The sequence below is a fragment of the Pseudomonas sp. SCB32 genome (assembly GCF_009189165.1).
Lineage (GTDB): Bacteria > Pseudomonadota > Gammaproteobacteria > Pseudomonadales > Pseudomonadaceae > Pseudomonas.
In genome coordinates, this window is record NZ_CP045118.1 from 2,746,684 (window position 1) to 2,765,807 (window position 19,124).

The 19,124-nt window shown below is 65.0% G+C and carries 13 protein-coding genes; 8 read left to right on the forward strand and 5 right to left on the reverse strand.

Going from position 1 to position 19,124, the window contains the following annotated elements; genetic code table 11:
* Positions 1-175: 175 nt before the first annotated feature.
* Positions 176-967, reverse strand: coding sequence for an SDR family NAD(P)-dependent oxidoreductase (locus GA645_RS12895; protein ID WP_152223333.1), 792 nt, complete (start codon positions 965-967; stop codon positions 176-178).
* Between the two features lie 124 nt (positions 968-1,091).
* On the opposite strand from GA645_RS12895, the gene GA645_RS12900 reads away from it, so the two are divergent.
* The 5 genes from GA645_RS12900 (at position 1,092) to GA645_RS12920 (ending at position 9,389) form a co-directional block, all read left to right on the forward strand.
* The gene (locus GA645_RS12900) at positions 1,092-1,988 is read left to right on the forward strand and encodes a LysR substrate-binding domain-containing protein (RefSeq protein ID WP_152223335.1); all 897 of its coding nucleotides are present in this window, start codon (positions 1,092-1,094) and stop codon (positions 1,986-1,988) included.
* Between the two features lie 164 nt (positions 1,989-2,152).
* Positions 2,153-3,163 carry an aldo/keto reductase gene (locus GA645_RS12905; protein ID WP_152223337.1) on the forward strand — a complete coding sequence of 337 codons (1,011 nt, stop codon included), beginning with the start codon at positions 2,153-2,155 and terminating at the stop codon, positions 3,161-3,163.
* A gap of 97 nt (positions 3,164-3,260) precedes the next feature.
* Positions 3,261-3,677 (forward strand): SRPBCC family protein, encoded by a 417-nt coding sequence (locus GA645_RS12910; protein ID WP_152223339.1) that lies wholly within the window; start codon positions 3,261-3,263, stop codon positions 3,675-3,677.
* A gap of 145 nt (positions 3,678-3,822) precedes the next feature.
* Positions 3,823-4,947 (forward strand): two-component system response regulator, encoded by a 1,125-nt coding sequence (locus tag GA645_RS12915; RefSeq protein ID WP_152223341.1) that lies wholly within the window; start codon positions 3,823-3,825, stop codon positions 4,945-4,947.
* 62 nt (positions 4,948-5,009) lie between these two features.
* The gene (locus GA645_RS12920; RefSeq protein WP_152223343.1) at positions 5,010-9,389 is read left to right on the forward strand and encodes a response regulator; all 4,380 of its coding nucleotides are present in this window, start codon (positions 5,010-5,012) and stop codon (positions 9,387-9,389) included.
* Positions 9,390-9,454: 65 nt separating this feature from the next.
* Here the strand turns inward: GA645_RS12920 and GA645_RS12925 are convergent, their stop codons facing one another.
* The 4 genes from GA645_RS12925 to GA645_RS12940 all read right to left on the reverse strand — a co-directional run bounded on the left by GA645_RS12925 (position 9,455) and on the right by GA645_RS12940 (position 13,929).
* Entirely contained in the window at positions 9,455-10,918 is a 1,464-nt protein-coding gene (locus GA645_RS12925; RefSeq protein ID WP_152223345.1) for a hypothetical protein, read from the reverse strand.
* A gap of 3 nt (positions 10,919-10,921) precedes the next feature.
* Positions 10,922-12,142, reverse strand: a complete 1,221-nt coding sequence (locus GA645_RS12930) for an AAA family ATPase (protein WP_152223347.1) — start codon at positions 12,140-12,142, stop codon at positions 10,922-10,924.
* Between the two features lie 35 nt (positions 12,143-12,177).
* Positions 12,178-12,795 (reverse strand): hypothetical protein, encoded by a 618-nt coding sequence (locus GA645_RS12935; RefSeq protein ID WP_152223349.1) that lies wholly within the window; start codon positions 12,793-12,795, stop codon positions 12,178-12,180.
* A 195-nt stretch (positions 12,796-12,990) separates the two neighbouring features.
* Positions 12,991-13,929 carry a LysR substrate-binding domain-containing protein gene (locus tag GA645_RS12940; RefSeq protein WP_152223351.1) on the reverse strand — a complete coding sequence of 313 codons (939 nt, stop codon included), beginning with the start codon at positions 13,927-13,929 and terminating at the stop codon, positions 12,991-12,993.
* A gap of 142 nt (positions 13,930-14,071) precedes the next feature.
* On the opposite strand from GA645_RS12940, the gene GA645_RS12945 reads away from it, so the two are divergent.
* The 3 genes from GA645_RS12945 (at position 14,072) to GA645_RS12955 (ending at position 19,085) form a co-directional block, all read left to right on the forward strand.
* Positions 14,072-15,655, forward strand: coding sequence for an amidohydrolase (locus GA645_RS12945; RefSeq protein ID WP_152223352.1), 1,584 nt, complete (start codon positions 14,072-14,074; stop codon positions 15,653-15,655).
* Positions 15,656-15,802: 147 nt separating this feature from the next.
* On the forward strand, positions 15,803-17,053 hold the full coding sequence (locus tag GA645_RS12950; RefSeq protein WP_178119532.1) for an OmpP1/FadL family transporter: 1,251 nt from the start codon (positions 15,803-15,805) through the stop codon (positions 17,051-17,053).
* Between the two features lie 121 nt (positions 17,054-17,174).
* On the forward strand, positions 17,175-19,085 hold the full coding sequence (locus GA645_RS12955; RefSeq protein ID WP_152223356.1) for a hypothetical protein: 1,911 nt from the start codon (positions 17,175-17,177) through the stop codon (positions 19,083-19,085).
* The last annotated feature ends 39 nt before the right edge of the window (positions 19,086-19,124 follow it).

The window sequence follows — 19,124 nt, forward strand, 5'->3', positions numbered from 1 at the left end:
CGGGAGAGTTCTCGTCCGCTTCGTCGTGGCCATTCGCGCGATGCCGGAAAGGATAGGGCCAGTGGTACGGCTTGAAGAAAGAAGCCTGCACGCTGCCTGCGCAAACAAAAGCCCCGGCCTGTCAGCCGGGGCTTGGTTCAGCGGTTCAGGCGCCGTGGCGCCTGCTGCGCCCGACTCAGATCGCCAGGCTGTCCACCACACCCCCATCCACCCGCAGCGCCGCGCCAGTGGTAGCGGAGGAGTAGGGCGAGGCCACGTAGGTGACCAGGGCCGCCACTTCGTCGACTTCAGCGACGCGCTGGATGATCGAGCTGGGACGCTCGCGGCGCACGAAGGCGTCGGCTTCCTCGCGGGGGGTACGGCCGGACTGGCGCACGGCGTCGGCCACCAGGTTGGCGACGCCTTCGGTGAAGGTCGGGCCGGGGAGGATGGCGTTGACGGTCACGCCGGTGCCCGCCAGGCGCTTGGCCAGGCCGTGGGAGACGGCGAGGTTGGCGGCCTTGGTGACGCCGTAGTTGATCATCTGCGCGGGGATGGCGACGCCCGATTCCGAGGACAGGAAGATCACCCGGCCCCAGCCGCGCTCGACCATGCCGGGGGTGTAGTGGCGGGACAGGCGGACGCCGGAGAGCACGTTGATTTCGTAGAAGTCCAGCCAGTCCTGGTCGTCGGTGTCGTAGAAGTCGACATCGTCATAGATGCCCAGGTTGTTCACCAGGATGTCGGCGTGGGGCTCGGCGGCGAACAGGGTTTGCGCGCCGGCGGCGTTGCCCAGGTCGGCGACCACGCCACGGGCCTTGCCGTTGGCGGCGCGGATGCCGGCCACGGCCTCGTCCACGGAGGCGGCGTTGCGGCCAACGATGACCACGTCGGCGCCAGAGGCGGCCAGCTGGCGTGCAATGCCCAGGCCGATGCCGCCGGTGGAGCCACTGATGATGGCGGTCTTGCCGCCGAGATCGATCTGCATGGTGAAATCCTCATCCAGGGGGCACGGAATGTGCCGGTAATCGACTGGAACTGGCGACATCCTAGGGGTGGCCTATAAGATCGTACATAACTTAATTCGACACACTTGAGTCCTGGAAGGTCATATGCTGGATCTCAGACAACTCCGTTATTTCGTCGCCGTGGCCGAAGTCGAGCACGTGGGCAAGGCGGCGGAGCAATTGCACATTTCCCAATCGCCGCTGAGCCGGCAGATCGCCCAGCTGGAGGAACGCCTCGGCCTGCAACTGTTCGAGCGTAGCCAACAGCGACTGCGCCTGACGTCCGACGGACGTACCTTCCTGCACGAGACCAAGGCGCTGCTCAAGCACGCCGAGCGCCTGGAATCCCTCGGCCGCCGGCTGGGCCGGGGTGAGACGGGCGGGCTGTGCGTCGGCTACGTCAGCCACGCCATCCATGCCGGGGTGCTGCCCGATGCGTTGCGCCGCGTGCGCGAGGAACGGCCGGGCATCCACATCGCCCTCTACAACCTCTCGGCCCAGGAGCAGTTCGAAGGCCTGCGCCAGCGCAGCCTGGACATCGCCCTGGTCTGTGAGCCGCCAGCGGCCGACGATCCTGACCTGCTCGCCGCCCCGGTGTTCAATGACCCGCTGCACCTCGCCCTGCCGCTGGGGCACCCGCTGACCGGGAAGGCCGCCATCGAGCCGGCCGACCTGCACGAGCAGGACTGGATCATGGTCGAGGGCCAGACCCAGTTGAACCGCCGGGAGCGCTTCCTCGCCAGTTGCGTGGAAGCCGGCTTTACCCCGCAGATTCGCCTGGAAGCCGCCGAGCCGCTGAGCGCCCTCGGGCTGGTGTCCGCCGGCCTGGGCCTGGCGCTGATCCAGCAGAGCATCGGCGGCGAGCGCAATCCTAACGTGGTGCTGCGCGAGTTGCCCTGGCTGGGGCAGAGCACCGGCCTGTGGGCGGCCTGGCATAAGGTCGACCTGCGGCCGATCGTGAGCGAGTTCCGCGAGATGGTACTGGCCTGCTCGGAAGTCTGAACGGCGCTTTCCGGCAAATCACTCTGGCGAGGCAGGGTAAGGGGTAATGACCTCATGAGTCTCAAGTCTGTCGAATTATGACTTGGACGGTCTTGGCTGGGCGGGCATAGGATTGCCGCCACTGGAGTTCACAAGCGACTCCCCCTTACACGGAGAACCCCGTCATGAGTCTCAAGTCCCTGATCCCCACCCGCCTTGGTTTCGGCACCGCGCCGCTGGGCAACATGTTCCGCGCCGTGCCCGCCGAGGAAGTCCAGGCCACCGTCGATGCCGCCTGGAACAACGGCGTGCGCTACTTCGACACCGCTCCCTTCTACGGTGCCGGCCTGTCCGAAACCCGCCTGGGCGCCGCCCTTGCCAACCGCCCGCGTGACGAATACGTACTGAGCACCAAGGTCGGCCGCATCATCCTCGATGAACTGGAAGACCCGGCCGCCCGTGAACTGGGCGAGAAGAGCGGACTGTTCGAGCACGGCAACCGCAACCGCATCGTCAACGACTACAGCGCCGACGCCACCCTGCGTTCCATCGAGGACAGCCTCAAGCGCCTGGGCACCGACCGCCTGGACATCGTCTGGATCCACGACATCGCCCAGGACTTCTACGGTGACGAATGGCTGACCCAGTTCGAGATCGCCCGCACCGGCGCTTTCCGCGTGCTCACCCGTCTGCGTGAAGAAGGCGTGATCAAGGCCTGGGGCCTGGGCGTGAACCGCGTCGAGCCGATCGAGCTGACCCTCGACCTGGACGAGCCGCGCCCGGACGGCTTCCTCCTCGCCGGCCGCTACTCGCTGCTGGACCATGACCGCGCCCTGCAGCGCGTGATGCCGCAGGCGGTGGAGCAGGGCGTCGGCATCGTCGTCGGCGGCCCGTACAGCTCAGGCGTGACCGCCGGTGGCGCGCACTTCGAGTACCAGAAGGCCAGCCCGGCCGTGTTGGCCAAGCTCGAACGCATCCGCGCGGTAGCCCGAGCCCATGGTGTGGACGTGAAAGCCGCCGCCCTGCAGTTCGCCCTGGCCCATCCGGCCGTGGTGGCAGCGATTCCCGGCTCGACCCGTCCGCTGCACTCCAACGAAGACCATGCCGCGCTCAGCGCCGTCATCCCGGCCGCGTTCTGGAACGACCTGCGCGCCCAGGGCCTGATCAGCGCCGTGGCGCCGGTCCCTGCCGTTTGACCCCTGCGCCGCCGGGCGTCAGGCCCGGCGGCTAGCCTCAAATCATCAGCTCACTGAATCATCGAATCGTTGGGGCCAGAGCCCCGGGAGAAACATCATGGCCAAGGCCACTGCATACATCGATCTCAACACCGACGCCGACAAGGTCTGGCAACTGATCGGCGGCTTCGACTCGCTGCCCGGCTGGCTGCCCTTCATTCCGCAGAGCGCCCTCAGCGAAGGCGGTCGCGTGCGCACCCTGAAGAGCATCGCCGGCGACACCATCATCGAGCGTCTGCTGGACTTCAACGAAGCCGGCCGCACCTACAGCTACACCATCCTCCAGGGCCCGGCGCCGGTGCGCGACTACCAGTCGACCCTGCGCGTAGTGGCAGGCAGCAATGGCAAGGGCGCCCGCGTGGAATGGTTCGGCTCGTTCACCCCCGAAGGCATCAGCGATGCGGATGCCATCGCGCTGTTCACCGGCATCTATGTCGATGGCCTGGCGGCGCTGAAGCAACACCTGGAAGGCTGATCGCCCCCGAAGAAAAGCCCCTTGCCCGGCCTGGGCAAGGGGCTTATTTCGTTCCGCCAGGAGCTGGCCAAGGCAGTGGCTATACTCTCGTCTGCGCCAGGGCTGGATCTGCCACGGGCGCGTCTACTTTGGCGGAGGATGGTCAATGAATGTACCTGGTCCCGTTGTCAGGCCGACGATCCTGATCGTCGACGATACGCCCGAAAACCTGACGCTGCTGACGGATCTGCTCAAGGTCCTGTACCGGGTCAAGGCTGCCCGGAACGGTGAGAAGGCCTTGCAGATTGCCACCTCCGACGAGCCGCCGGATCTCATCCTGCTGGATGTGATGATGCCGGGCATGAGCGGCTTCGAGGTTTGCCAGCGCCTGCGCGAACAGCCGAACACGCGGCACATCCCGGTCATCTTCATCACCTCCCAGGGCGCCACCGACGACGAGGTGCGTGGCCTGGAGCTCGGCGCGGTGGACTACCTCACAAAGCCGATCAATCCGCCGACCGTGCTGATGCGCGTGGACAACCAGCTGCGCATCAAGGCCGCCAACGACTTCCTGCGCGACCAGAACGAATTCCTCGAACAGGAGGTGCAGCGGCGCACCCGCGAGGTGGCGGCCATTCAGGACGTCACCATCCTGGCCATGGCCTCCCTGGCCGAAACCCGTGACAACGAAACCGGCAACCACATCCGCCGCACGCAGCACTACATCAGCGCCCTGGCCGAGCACTTGCAGCGGCACCCGCGCTTCGCCGCCGAGCTGGACGAGGAAACCCGCCATCTGCTGTTCAAGTCGGCGCCGCTGCACGACATCGGCAAGGTCGGCATCCCGGACCACATCCTGCTCAAGCCCGGTCGCCTCACGGCCGCGGAGTTCGAGCTGATGAAGCGGCACACCACGCTGGGGCTCGAGGCCCTGCAGACGGCGGAGGAGCGTCTGGGCATGGATGTTCCCTTCCTCCGGCTGGCCAAGCAGATCGCCTACGGTCACCACGAGAAGTGGGACGGTTCGGGCTATCCCCAGGGCCTGGCCGGCGATGCGATTCCGCTGGCGGCACGCTTGATGGCGGTCGCCGATGTCTACGATGCGCTGATCAGCCGGCGCGTCTACAAGGTCGGGATGCCCCATGAAGGCGCCGTGGAGTACATCCGGGCGCAGCGCGGCCTGCATTTCGACCCGGACATCGTCGACGCCTTCATCACCTTGCAGGACGAGTTCCATAGCATCGCCGAGCGTTTCGGCGACAGCGATAGCGATCTGGCCGGGCGGACCTGACCGGGCAGGCTGGCGCAGGAGCGCTGCTTCGCAACACGCCAACCCTGCCAGGAGGCAGCCCGATGGTGACACCGCTCGGCTTTCTTCAACGTCTGCGACTGCGTACCCGCCTGGTGCTGGGTTTTGGCGGACTGCTGCTGTTGGCGTTCTTCCTCGGTTTGTACAGCCTGAACGTGCAGCGCCAGCAGAACCTGCAGATCAACCAGATCTACGAGAAGGAAATGCTCGGCCTCTCGCACATCGAGGCCGCCCGTGTCGCGTTGGCGGGCATGGGGCGCAACGTCAGGCAGATCGTGCTGGCCCCCGACGAGAGCGGCAAGCAACAGGCGCTCCGGGAATTCAACGAGGGCAAGGCGACCCTGCGCGAGGAAATCGAGCAGGCGCGCCCGCTCATCTACCGCACGAGTGCCCTGCAGGGGCTGGTGCGTTTCGAGGGCGCCTACGAGGAATACCAGGACCAGGTGAAGCACGTCCTGGAGTTGAACGACCAGCGCATCAACGGCGGCAAGGCCAGTGACCTTGCGGCTAGCGCCTTGCTCTCGTCCACGGCGTTGCAGCGTCCCGGCGAGGTGGCCAACCAGGCGTTGGCCGAGGTCGCCCAGATCAAGCGCGCGGGCGCCGATCTGGAAGTGAACATGGCCTCGGAGCGTTTTCACCGCAGCGTCCAGCTGACCTTCTGGCTGCTGGCGCTGGGGCTGGGCGGTGGCGTGCTGTTCGGCGTACTGATCAGCCTGTCGATCCGCCGCCCGGCCGATCTGCTGCGTTTTTCGGTCGATTCGCTGAGCAAGGGGGAGCTGGACGTCGAAGTACCGTTCCAGGACTACCCCAACGAAGTCGGTGAGCTGGCGCGGGCGATCACCGCCTTGCAGTCCGAGGCCCGGCAGATGGCCAGCCAGCGCTGGGTGAAGACCCAGGTGGCGACCCTGAGCAGCGAGATGCAGTCCGTCGCCGGCTCGGCGGAGCTGGGTGACCGGATTCTGGCGGCGTTGGCGCCGCCCCTGGCACTGCGACGCGCCTCGGTGCATGTTCACGAGGAGTCCAGCGATGAGCTGGTATTGCTGGGCAGCTACGCGGCGCCTCCCGCGCTGCCCCGGCGTTTGCCCATGGGGCAGGGGCTGATCGGGCAGTGTGCGAAGCAGCGGCGGCCGATCCAGCTGCGCGATCCCGAGCCCGCCCTGGAGGGTGAATACGCGCCACCGCAGTTCCTTGAAGTGCTGCCGCTGATACACGGCGAGCGCATGGTCGGCGTGCTTGCACTGGAGGTTCTGGATGGCTTCAGCCCGAGCCGGCGGACGCTGCTCGACGAGTTCCTGCCGTTGCTCGCCATGAACCTGGAAATCCTCGAACGCACCTCGCGCACCGAGCAGCTGCTGGCGGAAACCCTCACCCAGGCCGAGTTGATGGAGCGCCAGGCGTCCGATCTTCAGGCACAGAAGCACGAGCTGGAATCCCGGCAGCAGGAAATCCAGGCGACCAAGGCCTGGTACCAGGGCATCCTCGAATCGGCGCCGGACGGCATGCTGGTGGTGGAACAGAGCGGCCGGATCATCCTGGCCAACCCCAAGCTGGAAGTCCTCTTCGGCTATGCCCAGGGCGAACTGCTCGGGCGCTCGGTGGACGAACTGGTGCCCGAGGTTCATCGCGCCCATCATGCGCAACTACGCCAGGGGTTCATTGTGGAACAGGGCAGCCGGCAGATGGGACGAGCCATCGCCGACCTGCATGGCCTGCGCAAGGACGGCAGCCGCTTCTCGGTGGAGATCGCCCTGGCGCCGCTGCCGGACCTGCTCGGCCACGGCGTCTGCGTGTGCGCCTCGGTGCGCGACATCAGCGAGCGGCGCGCCATGGAAGCGGCCCTGCAGGAAAGCGAGAAACGCCTGCAGTACATCCTCGACTGCAGCCCGGTCAGTGTCGCCATCGCCACCGAGCGGCAGCTGCACCTGGTCAACCCGGCCTTCAACCAGACCTTCGGGCTCAGGGCTGGCGACGATGCCAGCGGGCTCTATGTCGAGGCTGCCGAGCGCGAAGCGATCTGGAGCCATATGCGGGCCGGCGAGCGGATGCTTGAACGCGAAGTGCGCCTGTACGACAGCCAGGGCGGGGAACGGGACATCCTGGCGACCTACCTGCCGATCCATCACCACGGCGAATTCGCCGTGCTGGCCTGGCTGTACGACATCACCCAGCGCAAGCTGGCCGAGCAGCAGATGCGTCGCGCCAAGGAGCTGGCCGAGGAGGCGACGCGGGCCAAGAGCGAGTTCCTGGCCAACATGAGCCATGAGATTCGCACGCCGATGAACGTCATCATCGGCATGAGCAGCCTGGCCCTGAAAAGCGGGCTGGATGCGCGGCAGCACAACTACGTGAAGAAGGTGCACCGCTCCGCCGAAGGGCTGCTCGGCATCATCAACGACATTCTCGACTTCTCGAAGATCGAGGCCGGGATGATGTCGGTGGAGCACGTCGAGTTCCGTCTGGAGGATGTGCTCGAACAGTTCTCCGGCCTGGTCGGCTTCAAGGCGGAGGAGAAGTCCCTGGAGCTGCTGTTCCAGCTCAGCCACGACCTGCCCACCGCGTTGGTGGGCGATCCGCTGCGCCTGGGCCAGGTGCTGCTCAACCTGGGCAACAACGCGGTGAAGTTCACCGATCACGGGGAGATCGTCCTCGGCATAGAGCCGGCGGCGGTCGACGACGACGAGACGGAGTTGCACTTCTGGGTCCGCGACACCGGTATCGGCATGACCGCCGAGCAGTGCGGGCGCATGTTCCAGTCCTTCATTCAGGCCGATTCCTCGACCTCGCGGCGTTACGGCGGCACCGGCCTGGGACTGTCGATTTCCAAGAGCCTGGTGGAGCTGATGGGCGGACGGATCTGGGTCGACAGCGAGCCGGGCAAGGGCTCGGTGTTCCACTTCCATGCGTGCTTCGGCTCTCACACAGCCGCATTGCCCCGGCGCATGCTGCGCGCGGATGAGCTGCTCGGCGTGCGGGCGCTGGTGGTCGACGACAATGCCTCGGCTCGCGAGATTCTCTCGGGCATGGCGCTGAGCTACGGGCTTGAAGTGGACATCGCGCGCAATGGCATCGAAGCGCTGGACTGGGTAAGCGATGCCGAACGGCAGGGGCTGCCGTATCAGCTCATCCTGGTGGATTGGCAGATGCCGGGCATGGATGGCATCGAAGTCGTCGCGCGGCTGCGGGAGGGCCATTGCGAGTGCGTGCCGGCGGTGATCATGGTGACGGCCTTCGGTCGCGATGAAGCCATGGATGCCGCGCAGGAACGTGGCGTCGATCTGGGCACTGTGCTGACCAAACCGGTAACGCCCTCGACCCTGCTGGAAGCGATCAACGTCGCCCTGGGCAAGGAAAGCACCGCTGAGCCGCGCAGCCGCGAACGGGACAGCGCCGCCGCCGAGGCCCTGGCCGCGGTGGCGGGTAGCCGTGTGCTGCTGGTGGAAGACAACGAGCTGAACCAGGAGCTTGCCCTGGAGCTGCTGGGCGATGCCGGCATCGAGGTGGTGCTGGCCGGCAATGGCCAGGAGGCGCTCGATCGCCTGGTGGCCGACCAGAACTTCGACTGCGTGCTGATGGATTGCCAGATGCCGGTACTCGACGGCTATGCGGCGACCCGCGCGCTGCGCCGGCGACCGGAACTGAGCACGCTGCCGGTCATCGCGATGACCGCCAACAACATGGCCGGCGACCGGGAAGAGGCGCTGCTGGCCGGCATGAACGACCACATCTCCAAGCCGATCGACCCGCCGGCGATGTTCCTCACCTTGTCCCGCTGGCTGGCCTCTGATCAAACGGTGGGGACGACGGCGGTGGAGGCGAGCGAAGTGGAGCCTGAGGACGTCAGCCTGCCGGGCATCGACATGCAGGCGGGCCTGGCGACCTGCTCCGGAAAGCAGTCGCTCTACGACCGGTTGCTGCGCCGCTTCCAGAGCGGCTACCGCGACTTCGTCGCGCAGTTCCAGGCCATCGATGGGCAGGGCGACCCGACGGCGGAGCGCCGTGCCGCCCATTCGCTGCGCGGCGCGGCTGCCAATATCGGCGCCCTGGCGTTGGCCGGGGTTGCGGCAGCCTTGGAGGAGGGCTGTCGCACGGAGCTGCCGGCAGAGCGTATCGCAGGCTTGCTGGCGGATGTGGGGGCCGAGCTGGACCGCGTGCAGAGTGGGCTTGCGCGCTTCCTCGGCAGCCCCGAGGCGGAGTCCACCGCCGGGAGCGTGGATCAGGGCCAGGCACCGGTCCTGATGCGCCAGTTGCGGGACCTGCTGATGAGCAGCGATACCCGCGCGGAAGAGGTCGTCAGCCAGCTCTGCAGCCTCTATCGGGGCCGCGAGGAGGTGTCCGTCCTGCGCGAGCTGGCCACGGCCATCGAAGACTTCGACTACGACCTGGCGCTGGAGCGTCTCGGGCAGATGCAGGGCGTCAGCTCATGATCCGGGACGACCGCTTTGCCGTCTTGCACGGGTGCAGGCGCAGGCGTCTGGCCCAGTGGTGGTCGCTAGTGCGCTGCGCTGAATATCTGGAACCAGTCGGCCGCCCAGTCCAGGCGCTGATTGATGAAGCTCGCGTTGTCCGGATGCTTGTCTATCAGCTTGGGGTTCCAGGGGCTCGTGTCCCAGTCGCCAGTCGTGGCGTTCTGGGTCTGCGACTCGGGAAAGACGTAGTAGAGCGTCGTCACTGACATCCCGCTGTCAGCCTTGTGGAAGCCCGTGCTCACCGCTGAGTCGGGCAGAGCGATCCCCGATTCCGTGAGGCGGGTGGCGGCAAGCCGGTAGATGGGTTGCTGCCATGGGGCGCTGACATGGTTTGACCAGTAGCAGAGCTGCGGTCCCAGCGGGACGTTCTCGGGCACCTTCTTTACATAATCCGCGGGGAGATTGCAGGCCTTGTACTGGCTGAAGCCCTGATTGTCCTTGGCCGTCTGCAGGTGGATGACCATCAGTTCGGAGAGTTGGTCGCTGGCGCCTTTCGAAAGTACCAGCAGGTGATCGCTACCCCGGCTCGAAGGGGTCTTCACGTAGGCGCGCGCCTGCCAGAGTCCATCGGGCAGGAGCAACGAGCGGCTGTCGATCTCCACGTGATTGCTGAAGCTCCTGCCGGTGAAGGCGTCCAGTTGGCCGACCGAGCCGGCGCCGGTGGGCGTGTTCATCCCGCTGCCAATGGTGAAGCGCTCGCCGGTGTAGGCGCCCTGGAAGGAGGCTGGCGTCAGTCCCGTCAGGTTTTGCAATTGGGTCATGGCCTGGTCGTAGTCCCTCGAGCCCTCCTTGAAGGCATAGAAATATCCGGGTTGCTGCTGGCATTGCTGGCAACGCGGGCGCTCGTAGCTGCGGGCCTCGACAGGGACCGAGTCGGGCAGGCCTTCGATTTCCGGCCCGTAATAACCTGTCAGGATGACCTTGCGCAGATCCACGGCCGGACGGCTCACCACCCTCCAGCGGATGGGCTCGTAGGCCATCAGGGCGAGGACCATGGGGCCGGAGGTGTCGTTCAGATAGACCGTGATGGTTCGACTCGGATGCCGATTGGCGTACTTCGAATGGCACGCCATCATGCCTTCCGGATCGTCGCTGAATGCCCGGCAGTTGTCCCACCAGGGACGATGGTCTTCGTCTGCTGGCGTTGCGCCCTGATAAACACCGATGACATGCAGCCGGGTATTGGCGGAATAGGCCGTCAACGGCAGGGGAACGGGCGTGTCGAGCGCGGGGTCCAGCGTGCCGCGCGACGGGGGCGGACCCAGGCGCGGCGTCTGAATCGTCGCCGCAACCCCCATGACAGCACCCGCCACTGGCGCCGTCTGGGGCGCCACTGTCGGGCTGTACTGCGCCGACGCTGTACTGGTGGGAGCTGGCGGCTTCCAGGGCGCGCACAGCACCACCAGCGCCGACGCCAGTAGCGTCAGGCACAGCGTCCAGCGCCAGGCCGGCGAGTTGTTCCACAAGCTGTCGTCAGCGTCGGCCATCGTTCAGTTCCGGGAGTCCTGGCCGGGAGTCGCTCGTGCCGAGAAACCCTGCTCCTCATCGAGGAACAGCTCTACCTTCATCACTCCGGTCTTCTTGGCCTCGATCAGGGAGTCGGCCAGTTGTTCCTCGATGGCCCGGATCAGGTCGCGGGAGGAGCCGAGCTTGCCAAGCTTCTGGTAACGCTTCATGAGCAGCAGGATGATGTTGGGGTCGATACCCTGGTCGGCGACTTCCAGTCCGTAGCCGTGGATCATCTCTTCGATTTCCAGCGCCGTGACCCGGGCGATGTCGAGCCCCTTGAACGGCTGGAAGACGAAGATCCGGTCCAGCCGGTTGAGCACCTCGGGGGCGAAGCTCGCCTCGCGCAGTGTGTTCACCGCGGCTTCGCGCAGCGCATCCGGGTCCTGCGCGTACTGCTCGGAGATCTCGCTGAGGCGTTTGGTACCGGCATTGCTGGTGAGGACGAAGATGGCCGAGGTGGTGGAGACCTGATTGCTGTCGGAGCGTTCGGTGATGAAGCCGTCGTTCCAGGCCGTCAGGAAGGCCTTGAGTATGTCGGGGTGGGCCTTCTCGATTTCGTCCAGCAGCACCACGGCGTTGGGGCTGTCCTGCAGGCCGGCGGTCAGTTTGCCGTAGGTGTCGGAGCCCACGTAGCCCTTGTTCATGCCCAGAAGTTGCGACAGAGAGTGGCTGCCGGCGGCGAACTGGGTCATGTCGAAGTGCAGAAGCGGGCGCTCCAGCTCCTTGGCAAGGACCTTGGCCAGGTAGGTCTTCCCGGTGCCCGGCGGGCCCGCCAGCAGGAATACCCCCACGGGCTTGCCTCGCTGGGACAGTGCCAGGCGTCGACGTATCTGCGCGGCGATGTCATCGCAGACGGCATCCTGGCCGATGATCCGCTGCTTGAGCGCGGCGGCCAGGCTCTTGGCGTCGATGAAGATCGCGCTTTCCTGTTGCTCCAGCCCTTCTTCCAGCGCCTGCTTGTTGGTGAGTCTGTCCAGTATGTCCATGAGGAGCCTCGATTGCAGAGCGGTTGGCAGTCGTTCGTGAAAGTGCAGCCATCCCAGCAGCAGGAGCAGCCAGCCGAGCAGCGCCGCGGCGGCCAGGTACCAGGCCAATGCGCGAAGGCTCGACAGCAGGGAGGAAATGAGCGGTGGCTGAGGCCAGTGGTTCTCGATGAACTGGAAGAGCATCGTGAACACCATGATCGCGAACAGCAGTGGCATGTACCGGATGATCCAGTTCAGCATTGGCTGGCCACTCAGAAGGTGACGGGAACTTGCAGGGACTGCCCCGGCTCGATCACCGGAAGCGATAGCGCGACGACGCCGCTGCGCAGGCCCAGGGTGATGCCACCGCCGCCATCGTAGACACCGCGAATGGTGATGCTCGAGCTGGCATCGACGGGGACGGCGAAGCGGACCGCTTGCTTGACGATCGGGTAGTCGAGTTCGTAGCCGGCGGAGGAAATGTGTACGACATCGCCGTCCTGCGTGGCGAAGTCCCACAGCTCGATCCAGGCCAGCGTGCTTTGCGTGCCGCTGCTGCCAGGGCTGGAGAGCAGATCGCGCTTGAGCGCGTCGCGCTGGACGGTGGTGAGCTTCATCGTGGCCAGCGCGGTATCGATCTGGTTCATCGGTACCGGCGTCAGCTTGACCGCTTTCGTTGCCGCGAATTGTTCGGTCAGCTGGGACCGGGTGCTCGCCGAAATGGAATCGCTCGACGATGGGTCGAACAGTGCGCTCAGGGCCGCGCCGCCGCCCAGGATCAGGACCAGTGCGGCCACGGCGAAGGCGATCTTCCGATTGCTCCTGCGGGGCTGGCCTTGAGGTGCCGGCTGACTGAGGCCCTCTTGGGGCAGCGGCTCCAGATGCTTCATGTCGAATGCCTTCTAATCCGTTAAAAAGCCGTGTAATCGAGCAGGTCGCGGTGTTCCTGGGCTGTTGCTACGCGTGCTGCTTTCCAGGATTGCGCCAATAGAACGTTAGCATCAATTTCCGCAGGGAAAACAAGGAATCAGGGCCCATCTCACAGCGTTGGATGGCCGCGTCCGGACGCTGTGGTAGTGCCCGGCTCACGCATTCTCCTTGGGGAAGTCCAGCGGCGGCTGATCCAGGTCGATGGCGCTCTGGGTGGTGGCGGTGACACGCGCCTTGAGCCATTCGCTGAAGGCTTTCACCACGGCGCGTTCGGCCTTCACCGGGTCGGTCACCAGGTAATAGCCACGGTTGGACTGGATGGTGATGTCGAAGGGGCGCACCAGCAGGCCACGGCTCAGGGAATCGCCGCTGAGCAGGTTGTCGCCGATGGCCACGCCCTGGCCGGCGATGCAGGCGGCGATGGTGCTGGTGGCATCGGCGAACAGCACGCCCGAGGTAAACTCGATGTCCCGCGCGCCCACGGCGCCCAGCCAGAGACGCCAGTCGGCGAGGTCGTTCATGTGCAGCAGGGTATGGCCGGAAAGGTCCGCTGGGACCTTCAGGCCGTTGCGGGCGTTGAGCAGCCGAGGGCTGCAGACCGGGAAGAAGTGCAGGGCGACTATGGGTTCGACGATCTGGTTCGGCCAGTCGCCGGTGCCGTAGGCAATGAACAGATCGGCCTCCGCCGCGCGGGTGTCCTGCGGCGTTCGGGGCGTGACCACGTGCAGTTGTACCTGCGGGTATTGCGTGAGGAAGTCGCCCAGGTGCTGGCACAGCCAGTAGGTGGCGAACCCCGGATTGCAACTGACACACAGGCGGCCGATGACCTGCTGCTCGTCGAAGCTGGTGCCGGCCAGTTGCACCTCGGCGAGGATGCGCCGCACGTCGCGGGCATAGCGCTCGCCCCGGTAGGTAAGGCGTATGCCGCGCCCGGTGCGCTCGGTGAGGGCGAAGCCCAGGCGCTCCTCCAGGGTCGCGATGCGATGGCTTACCGCGCTGCGGGTGAGGTTCAGCTCGGTGGCAGCGGCGGAGACGCTGCCCAGCCGGGCCACGGCGTCCAGCGCACGCAGGGCGGTCATCGAGGGGTAGTGCATGGGCGTTCCTGGCTGGTTTGCTAACGGCGAATGGTGAAACTATCTGGACAACGAGGCCAAATTGTTTCGCTTGTTGTGAGTTTGGCTTCACCAATACTAGGCCACACGACTACAACAACAGGCAACGATGAGGAAGCCCGCCATGTCGAAATTCAAGGCCTACGTCCAGCAGTGGATCGACGAGCACCGCCAGCAGCTGTCCGACTGGCACCAGGTGATCTGGCATTTCGCCGAGCCGGCGTTCCGTGAGTACAAGTCCTGCGCCTGGTACGTGGAACTGCTGCGCAAGGAAGGCTTCACGGTGGAAGAGGGCAGCGGCGGCATGCCCACCGCCTTCCTCGCCACCTTCAGCAATGGCGAAGGCCCGGTGCTCGCCACCTACGCCGAGTACGATGCGGTGCCCGGCAACTGCCAGGCGGCGGCGACCAAGCCGATGCCGCGCGAGGGCCTGTCGAAGTACGCGCCGGGCCATACCGACCCGCACTCGGCACTGGGCATGAGCGCCCTGGGCGGCGTGCTGGCGGCCAAGGCGGCGATGCTGGAGTTCGGCATCCAGGGCACCATCAAGTTCTTCGGCGAGCCGGCGGAAAAGCTCCGTGCCTCCAAGCCGGTGCATGCCGCCAAGGGTTACTACGACGACATCGACGCGGCCGTCAGCTTCCACCCCACCTACATGCTGCCGCTGAACAACACCACCACCTGGGACACCCACTGCGGCATCGCCTACTCGTACATCTACACCTTCACCTGCGAAGACCCGCAGAACTGGATCGCCGCCGACCGCTACAGCCCGATCCCGCAGAACCACCTGGCCGCCCGCGCACCGGGCGCCAACGATGCGCTGGTGCACTTCTACACCCTGAATGAGAGCCTGCGCCGCTCGACCCTGCCGTTCACCGGCCTGTGGAGCTTCAACGAAGCCATCCTCACCGCAGGGCAGGCCACCGCCGACAACCTGCCGCCGCACATCTCGCAGATCCAGTACCTGCTGCGCTGCGACTCCATCGAGCAGGCCGAGACCATTTCCACGGTGATGGACAATAACGCCGCCGCCGCCGCGCTGGCCACCGGCTGCAAGTGGAAGAAGACCTGGGTCTGCAAGTCCCGTGGCGGCCTGGCCAACCACGTACTGGCCCAGGCCTGCTACGACAACCTGGCGCAGATCGGCGCGCCGACCTGGGGCGAGGCGGCGATCGCGGTCGCCCGCGAGATCCAGACCAACCTTGGCCTCGAACCGATGGACGAGCCCTTCCTGCCGGCCACCGAAGCGCTCATCGAGCCGCAGGAGTGCGAGCGCCAACTGCGCCTGCAGATGCCGGCCTGGCAGAAGTACCTGACCTCCGATGACTACCCCGAGTACACCTGGCATTGCCCGACCGTGCGCCTCTATGTGGCGCGCCCGATGCTCAGCGCGCCGGCCGGCTTCACCTATCCGGACTGGGTCTCCAACGCCCTGGGCGGCATCCGCGAGACCATCGACCCGATGATCGACGTGGCGTCGAAAACCATCGGCAGCACCCTGATCGAGCTGTTCACCGAGCCGGAACTCCTGGCCGCGGCCACCCGCGAATTCGATGAGCGCACCGGCGGCGGCATCGGTGGCACGCAATGGCAGGCGCCGCTGCTGCCCAAGGACTTCCAGGTACCGCATCGCTTCCGCTGGCCGGAGTACATCCGCACGGTGCGTGGCGAGGAATGGTGGATTCCCGCTCGCGACGACGAGTGATCGCGGAGGCTGACAGGGCGCCGGGCATCGAGCCAGGCGCCGACACCGCAACGACAGTGTCCGCCGATTACTGAACTTCCTCCTGCGCCGGGCGACACGTGCGCTTCAGCAACTATGATCATCCGGGGGCTCGATCATCGAAGCGTAATGGTCGTCGAAAAATGGGGGGGAACCATGCGGTGTGCATCGGTGCGGGTGTGCGTGGGTGTATTGGCCGGTTTGGCCGCGTCGTCGGTGATGGCGGGTTCAGCGGGGTTCGCCGGCATTGCAGCCAGCGCAAACAGTGCGGAAACCGCAAGCGATAACCCTGCCGGCATGTCGCGATTGCCGGAGGCCACTTCCACCGTCAGCGTGCTGCTGGGGGCAGGTCTGGGCAGCTTCGAGGTGGACAAGGGGAAAACCACCACCAGTGGCGGTGACCCCAACAACGATATAAGCCCGGTACTGGTTCCCCAGGCCTACTATGTCCGGCCGCTCACAGATTCCCTCCACGCCGGCATCTCGCTCACCATCCCGTCGGGATTCGGTTCGGACTACGGCTCGGACTGGGCCGGACGCTATTACTCCGACAGCTACTCCCTGGTCTACGTCGCCGTGACGCCGGCGCTTTCCTGGCGCATCAACGAGCAGTGGTCGGTCGGTGCTTCGGTGGGCATCAACTACATCTCGTCAGAGTCCGAGGTGGCCATCAATACGCTGGTGCCGGGCGCCTCCGATGGCCGCCTGAAGGCTGACCTCGACGGTGTCGGGACCAACTTCGGACTCTCGATGCTCTGGGAAATGACGCCGAAGACGCGCTTTGGGCTGGTTTATACCAGCGAGGCCAAGACCGATATCGATGGCAAGCTCAAGTTCAGTAACCAGGGGCCCGTGCTGGTCGACTTGCTGAATCGGGGCGTTATCGGTGACAAGGTCAAGGTCGAACAGGTCATGCCGCAGCACATCATTGGCGGCGTGTATCACGATCTGGACACCGGAGGCTTCATCACCGCGGATATCGCCTGGATCGAGTTCTCCAAGTTCGGCGCTGCTTCAGTATCACTGGATGGCGACAAGATCGACGTGGACGACGGCACCTACAACAATATCTGGGCAGGCACGCTGGGCTACGGATTCCCCGCTATCGATGGCCTTCGCTACACGCTGGATGCCTTCTATGTGCAATCCCCGGTCGATGACAGCAAGCGTACGCTGGCGTTGCCCCTCGACCGAATCTGGGGCGTGGGAGCGGGTGTCCAGGTCGATCGCGGCGACCTGAAGTCCGTCGATCTCAACCTGCACCTGGTCGACTTCGGGAAGGCCCCTGTCGATACTGGCCCATCCGCCGCGCGAGGAAGGGTGGCAGGCGAGACCGAGCATCCTTATGCCCTGGTACTCTCCGGGGCTTACCACTTCTAGCGCGTCGCTGCCGTGGCGGCCTGGCCGGATTGAGACAAGGTTCAGACAAGGGCAAAAACTGGCTCAAGCTCGCGGAGCGCCGCGCGTTCAAGGACGATTGCATTACATTCAGGGAGACCCCATGCCGCGCTTGATCACTGCAGTGATGCTCATCCTGTTCCCCTCGTTGGGCTGGTCTGCCGACTTTTGCTCAGGGCAATACAAGAACGTTGGCGAGTTGGTTCATGCGGCCCTGCGAAAATATGACTCTCTCTACTCCGGCGGTGACCACTGGCATGCCATCGATGACGTAGGGGCAACCGTGGATCTGTATCGCCTCTGGCGTAATCTGCCAGACTGGCACCTGCGAGAGCTCAATCATGCAGGACTGTTGAAGTACGACATATTCCCGCAAGACACCCCCTCTGTGGACCAGATGCAATGGGTGGCCGAACAAGTCAATGATGGGAATCTGCAGCCCCAGCAGAAATACGAAGCCATTGTCGGGCTTGACCTTGCCGGCAGGATCACCACACCCGCTGACGCCTGGCTGGATGACGCCGCCGATTATTCACCGCAGTGGCTCTGGCTGCAGTTGGTGATGACCGCATCGGACGCACCCTGGGCAATAGCGCCCCATCTGGCGCAGGAGAATGACGCACGGCTGTCGGGATATGTACGCCTGAGAGACGTGGCCTGGCGACATTACGAAGAGGGTGGCGGTATCGAGTGGGCGGTGGCGGCTCAAACGCTGACCCAGACCGGGGAGGCGGACCTACGAGCGGATCGTCTATTCCAGAACTGGCAAGCCAAGGTGGAAAGCTGCAAGGCCACTCAGGGCGAATACGCCGCCTGGGCCATATCTGCGCCCTTACGCTGGGCATCGAAGGATATGAGCGAGCAGCAGATCGCCAACCTTGCCCTGCCGTTCAAGCATTTGCCCATCGCCTCGCAGCGCATGGTCATTCACAACCTGGCCTGGGCAGCCCTGCTCGAAGGATTGCGGGCCGATTCGGTGGGCAGATCTGCTCCCCGATTGTCAGCCATCGCGGCCCTCGCCGACTCATCCGCCACCTACATTGCACCTTGGGTCAATGTTGCCCGCACCTACCAGGCATCGACCCTCGAGGAGCTGATGAATATCCATCAGAACCATCCAGTCGAAGCCAAGTCGGCGCGTGCCTTCAACCTGTTGTCAGCTGCAGACATGGCGCGCCTGGCCGAGGCCCCAGGGCTCAGTACTGAGATGCGCAAGGCCATGGTGATGACCGCTTTCACCCGGAACGTGGCCCTGGGTAATGCCGAGCAGGCATCTCGCCTTCTCCCCGAGTTGCAGCAGCTTGTCCCGGAGCATGCGCAAGACATCGAAATGCGGCTCCAGCAAAACCTGCCGCAACAGATCCGCCTGGACTTGATAGTGCTCGATAATCCGCAGCTATCTACCTGGCTGGTGGTGGCGGATGAAAATGACGATGATGCCGGTATCTGGTTGCGCAACTCCCAACCACGACGGGATCTGCCACGCGAACTCGCTTTCACCATTGCCGTTCAGCAAGACCTGGAAACCTGGTTGTTGCTTCCGCAGAAATGGGACAGATTCTTCGGACTGCACGGAATCACGCTGAACGCTCTGGATCGAATCCATGCCTCCAGGGCTCGAACCACCCCAACTGCCGTCCCGGCTCCAGCCTTGTTCAAGGTGAGTCCGGGATTGTCAGATCGCTACTTCGAACACCTGGTTGCCTGGAGTGAACTGCCCCGGCTGGTCGAAGGCAATGGCCTGAGCCATGTAATCAGCCGCGATATCGTCGAGTGGGTCGAGAGCGAGTCGGACAATTGGTTGAAACGACTCTTTGTCGACCAGGAGCTGATGGCACAGGCTCTGAGCCAGGTCGTCCGGCTGAACCGCAGAGCGGATGGAGGCCTGCTGGGACAGGTACCCAGCGGGCAAGCGGCGTTCACGCTCCTGCATAGGCGATTCCCGAAGTCGGAGGCAGCAAGGCAGACTCCCCACTGGTTTCACTGGACAGGAGGCGCGCTTCAGGAGCCCTGAATCGTGGCCTATCGCCGCGGGTAGACTGCCCCCGCCGTT

Coding starts and splice junctions, on each gene's coding strand:
- GA645_RS12895 (WP_152223333.1), bottom strand. CDS start 967: ATGCAGATCGATCTCGGCGGCAAGACCGCCATCATCAGTGGCTCCACC.
- GA645_RS12900 (WP_152223335.1), top strand. CDS start 1,092: ATGCTGGATCTCAGACAACTCCGTTATTTCGTCGCCGTGGCCGAAGTC.
- GA645_RS12905 (WP_152223337.1), top strand. CDS start 2,153: ATGAGTCTCAAGTCCCTGATCCCCACCCGCCTTGGTTTCGGCACCGCG.
- GA645_RS12910 (WP_152223339.1), top strand. CDS start 3,261: ATGGCCAAGGCCACTGCATACATCGATCTCAACACCGACGCCGACAAG.
- GA645_RS12915 (WP_152223341.1), top strand. CDS start 3,823: ATGAATGTACCTGGTCCCGTTGTCAGGCCGACGATCCTGATCGTCGAC.
- GA645_RS12920 (WP_152223343.1), top strand. CDS start 5,010: ATGGTGACACCGCTCGGCTTTCTTCAACGTCTGCGACTGCGTACCCGC.
- GA645_RS12925 (WP_152223345.1), bottom strand. CDS start 10,918: ATGGCCGACGCTGACGACAGCTTGTGGAACAACTCGCCGGCCTGGCGC.
- GA645_RS12930 (WP_152223347.1), bottom strand. CDS start 12,142: ATGCCACTGCTGTTCGCGATCATGGTGTTCACGATGCTCTTCCAGTTC.
- GA645_RS12935 (WP_152223349.1), bottom strand. CDS start 12,795: ATGAAGCATCTGGAGCCGCTGCCCCAAGAGGGCCTCAGTCAGCCGGCA.
- GA645_RS12940 (WP_152223351.1), bottom strand. CDS start 13,929: ATGCACTACCCCTCGATGACCGCCCTGCGTGCGCTGGACGCCGTGGCC.
- GA645_RS12945 (WP_152223352.1), top strand. CDS start 14,072: ATGTCGAAATTCAAGGCCTACGTCCAGCAGTGGATCGACGAGCACCGC.
- GA645_RS12950 (WP_178119532.1), top strand. CDS start 15,803: ATGGTCGTCGAAAAATGGGGGGGAACCATGCGGTGTGCATCGGTGCGG.
- GA645_RS12955 (WP_152223356.1), top strand. CDS start 17,175: ATGCCGCGCTTGATCACTGCAGTGATGCTCATCCTGTTCCCCTCGTTG.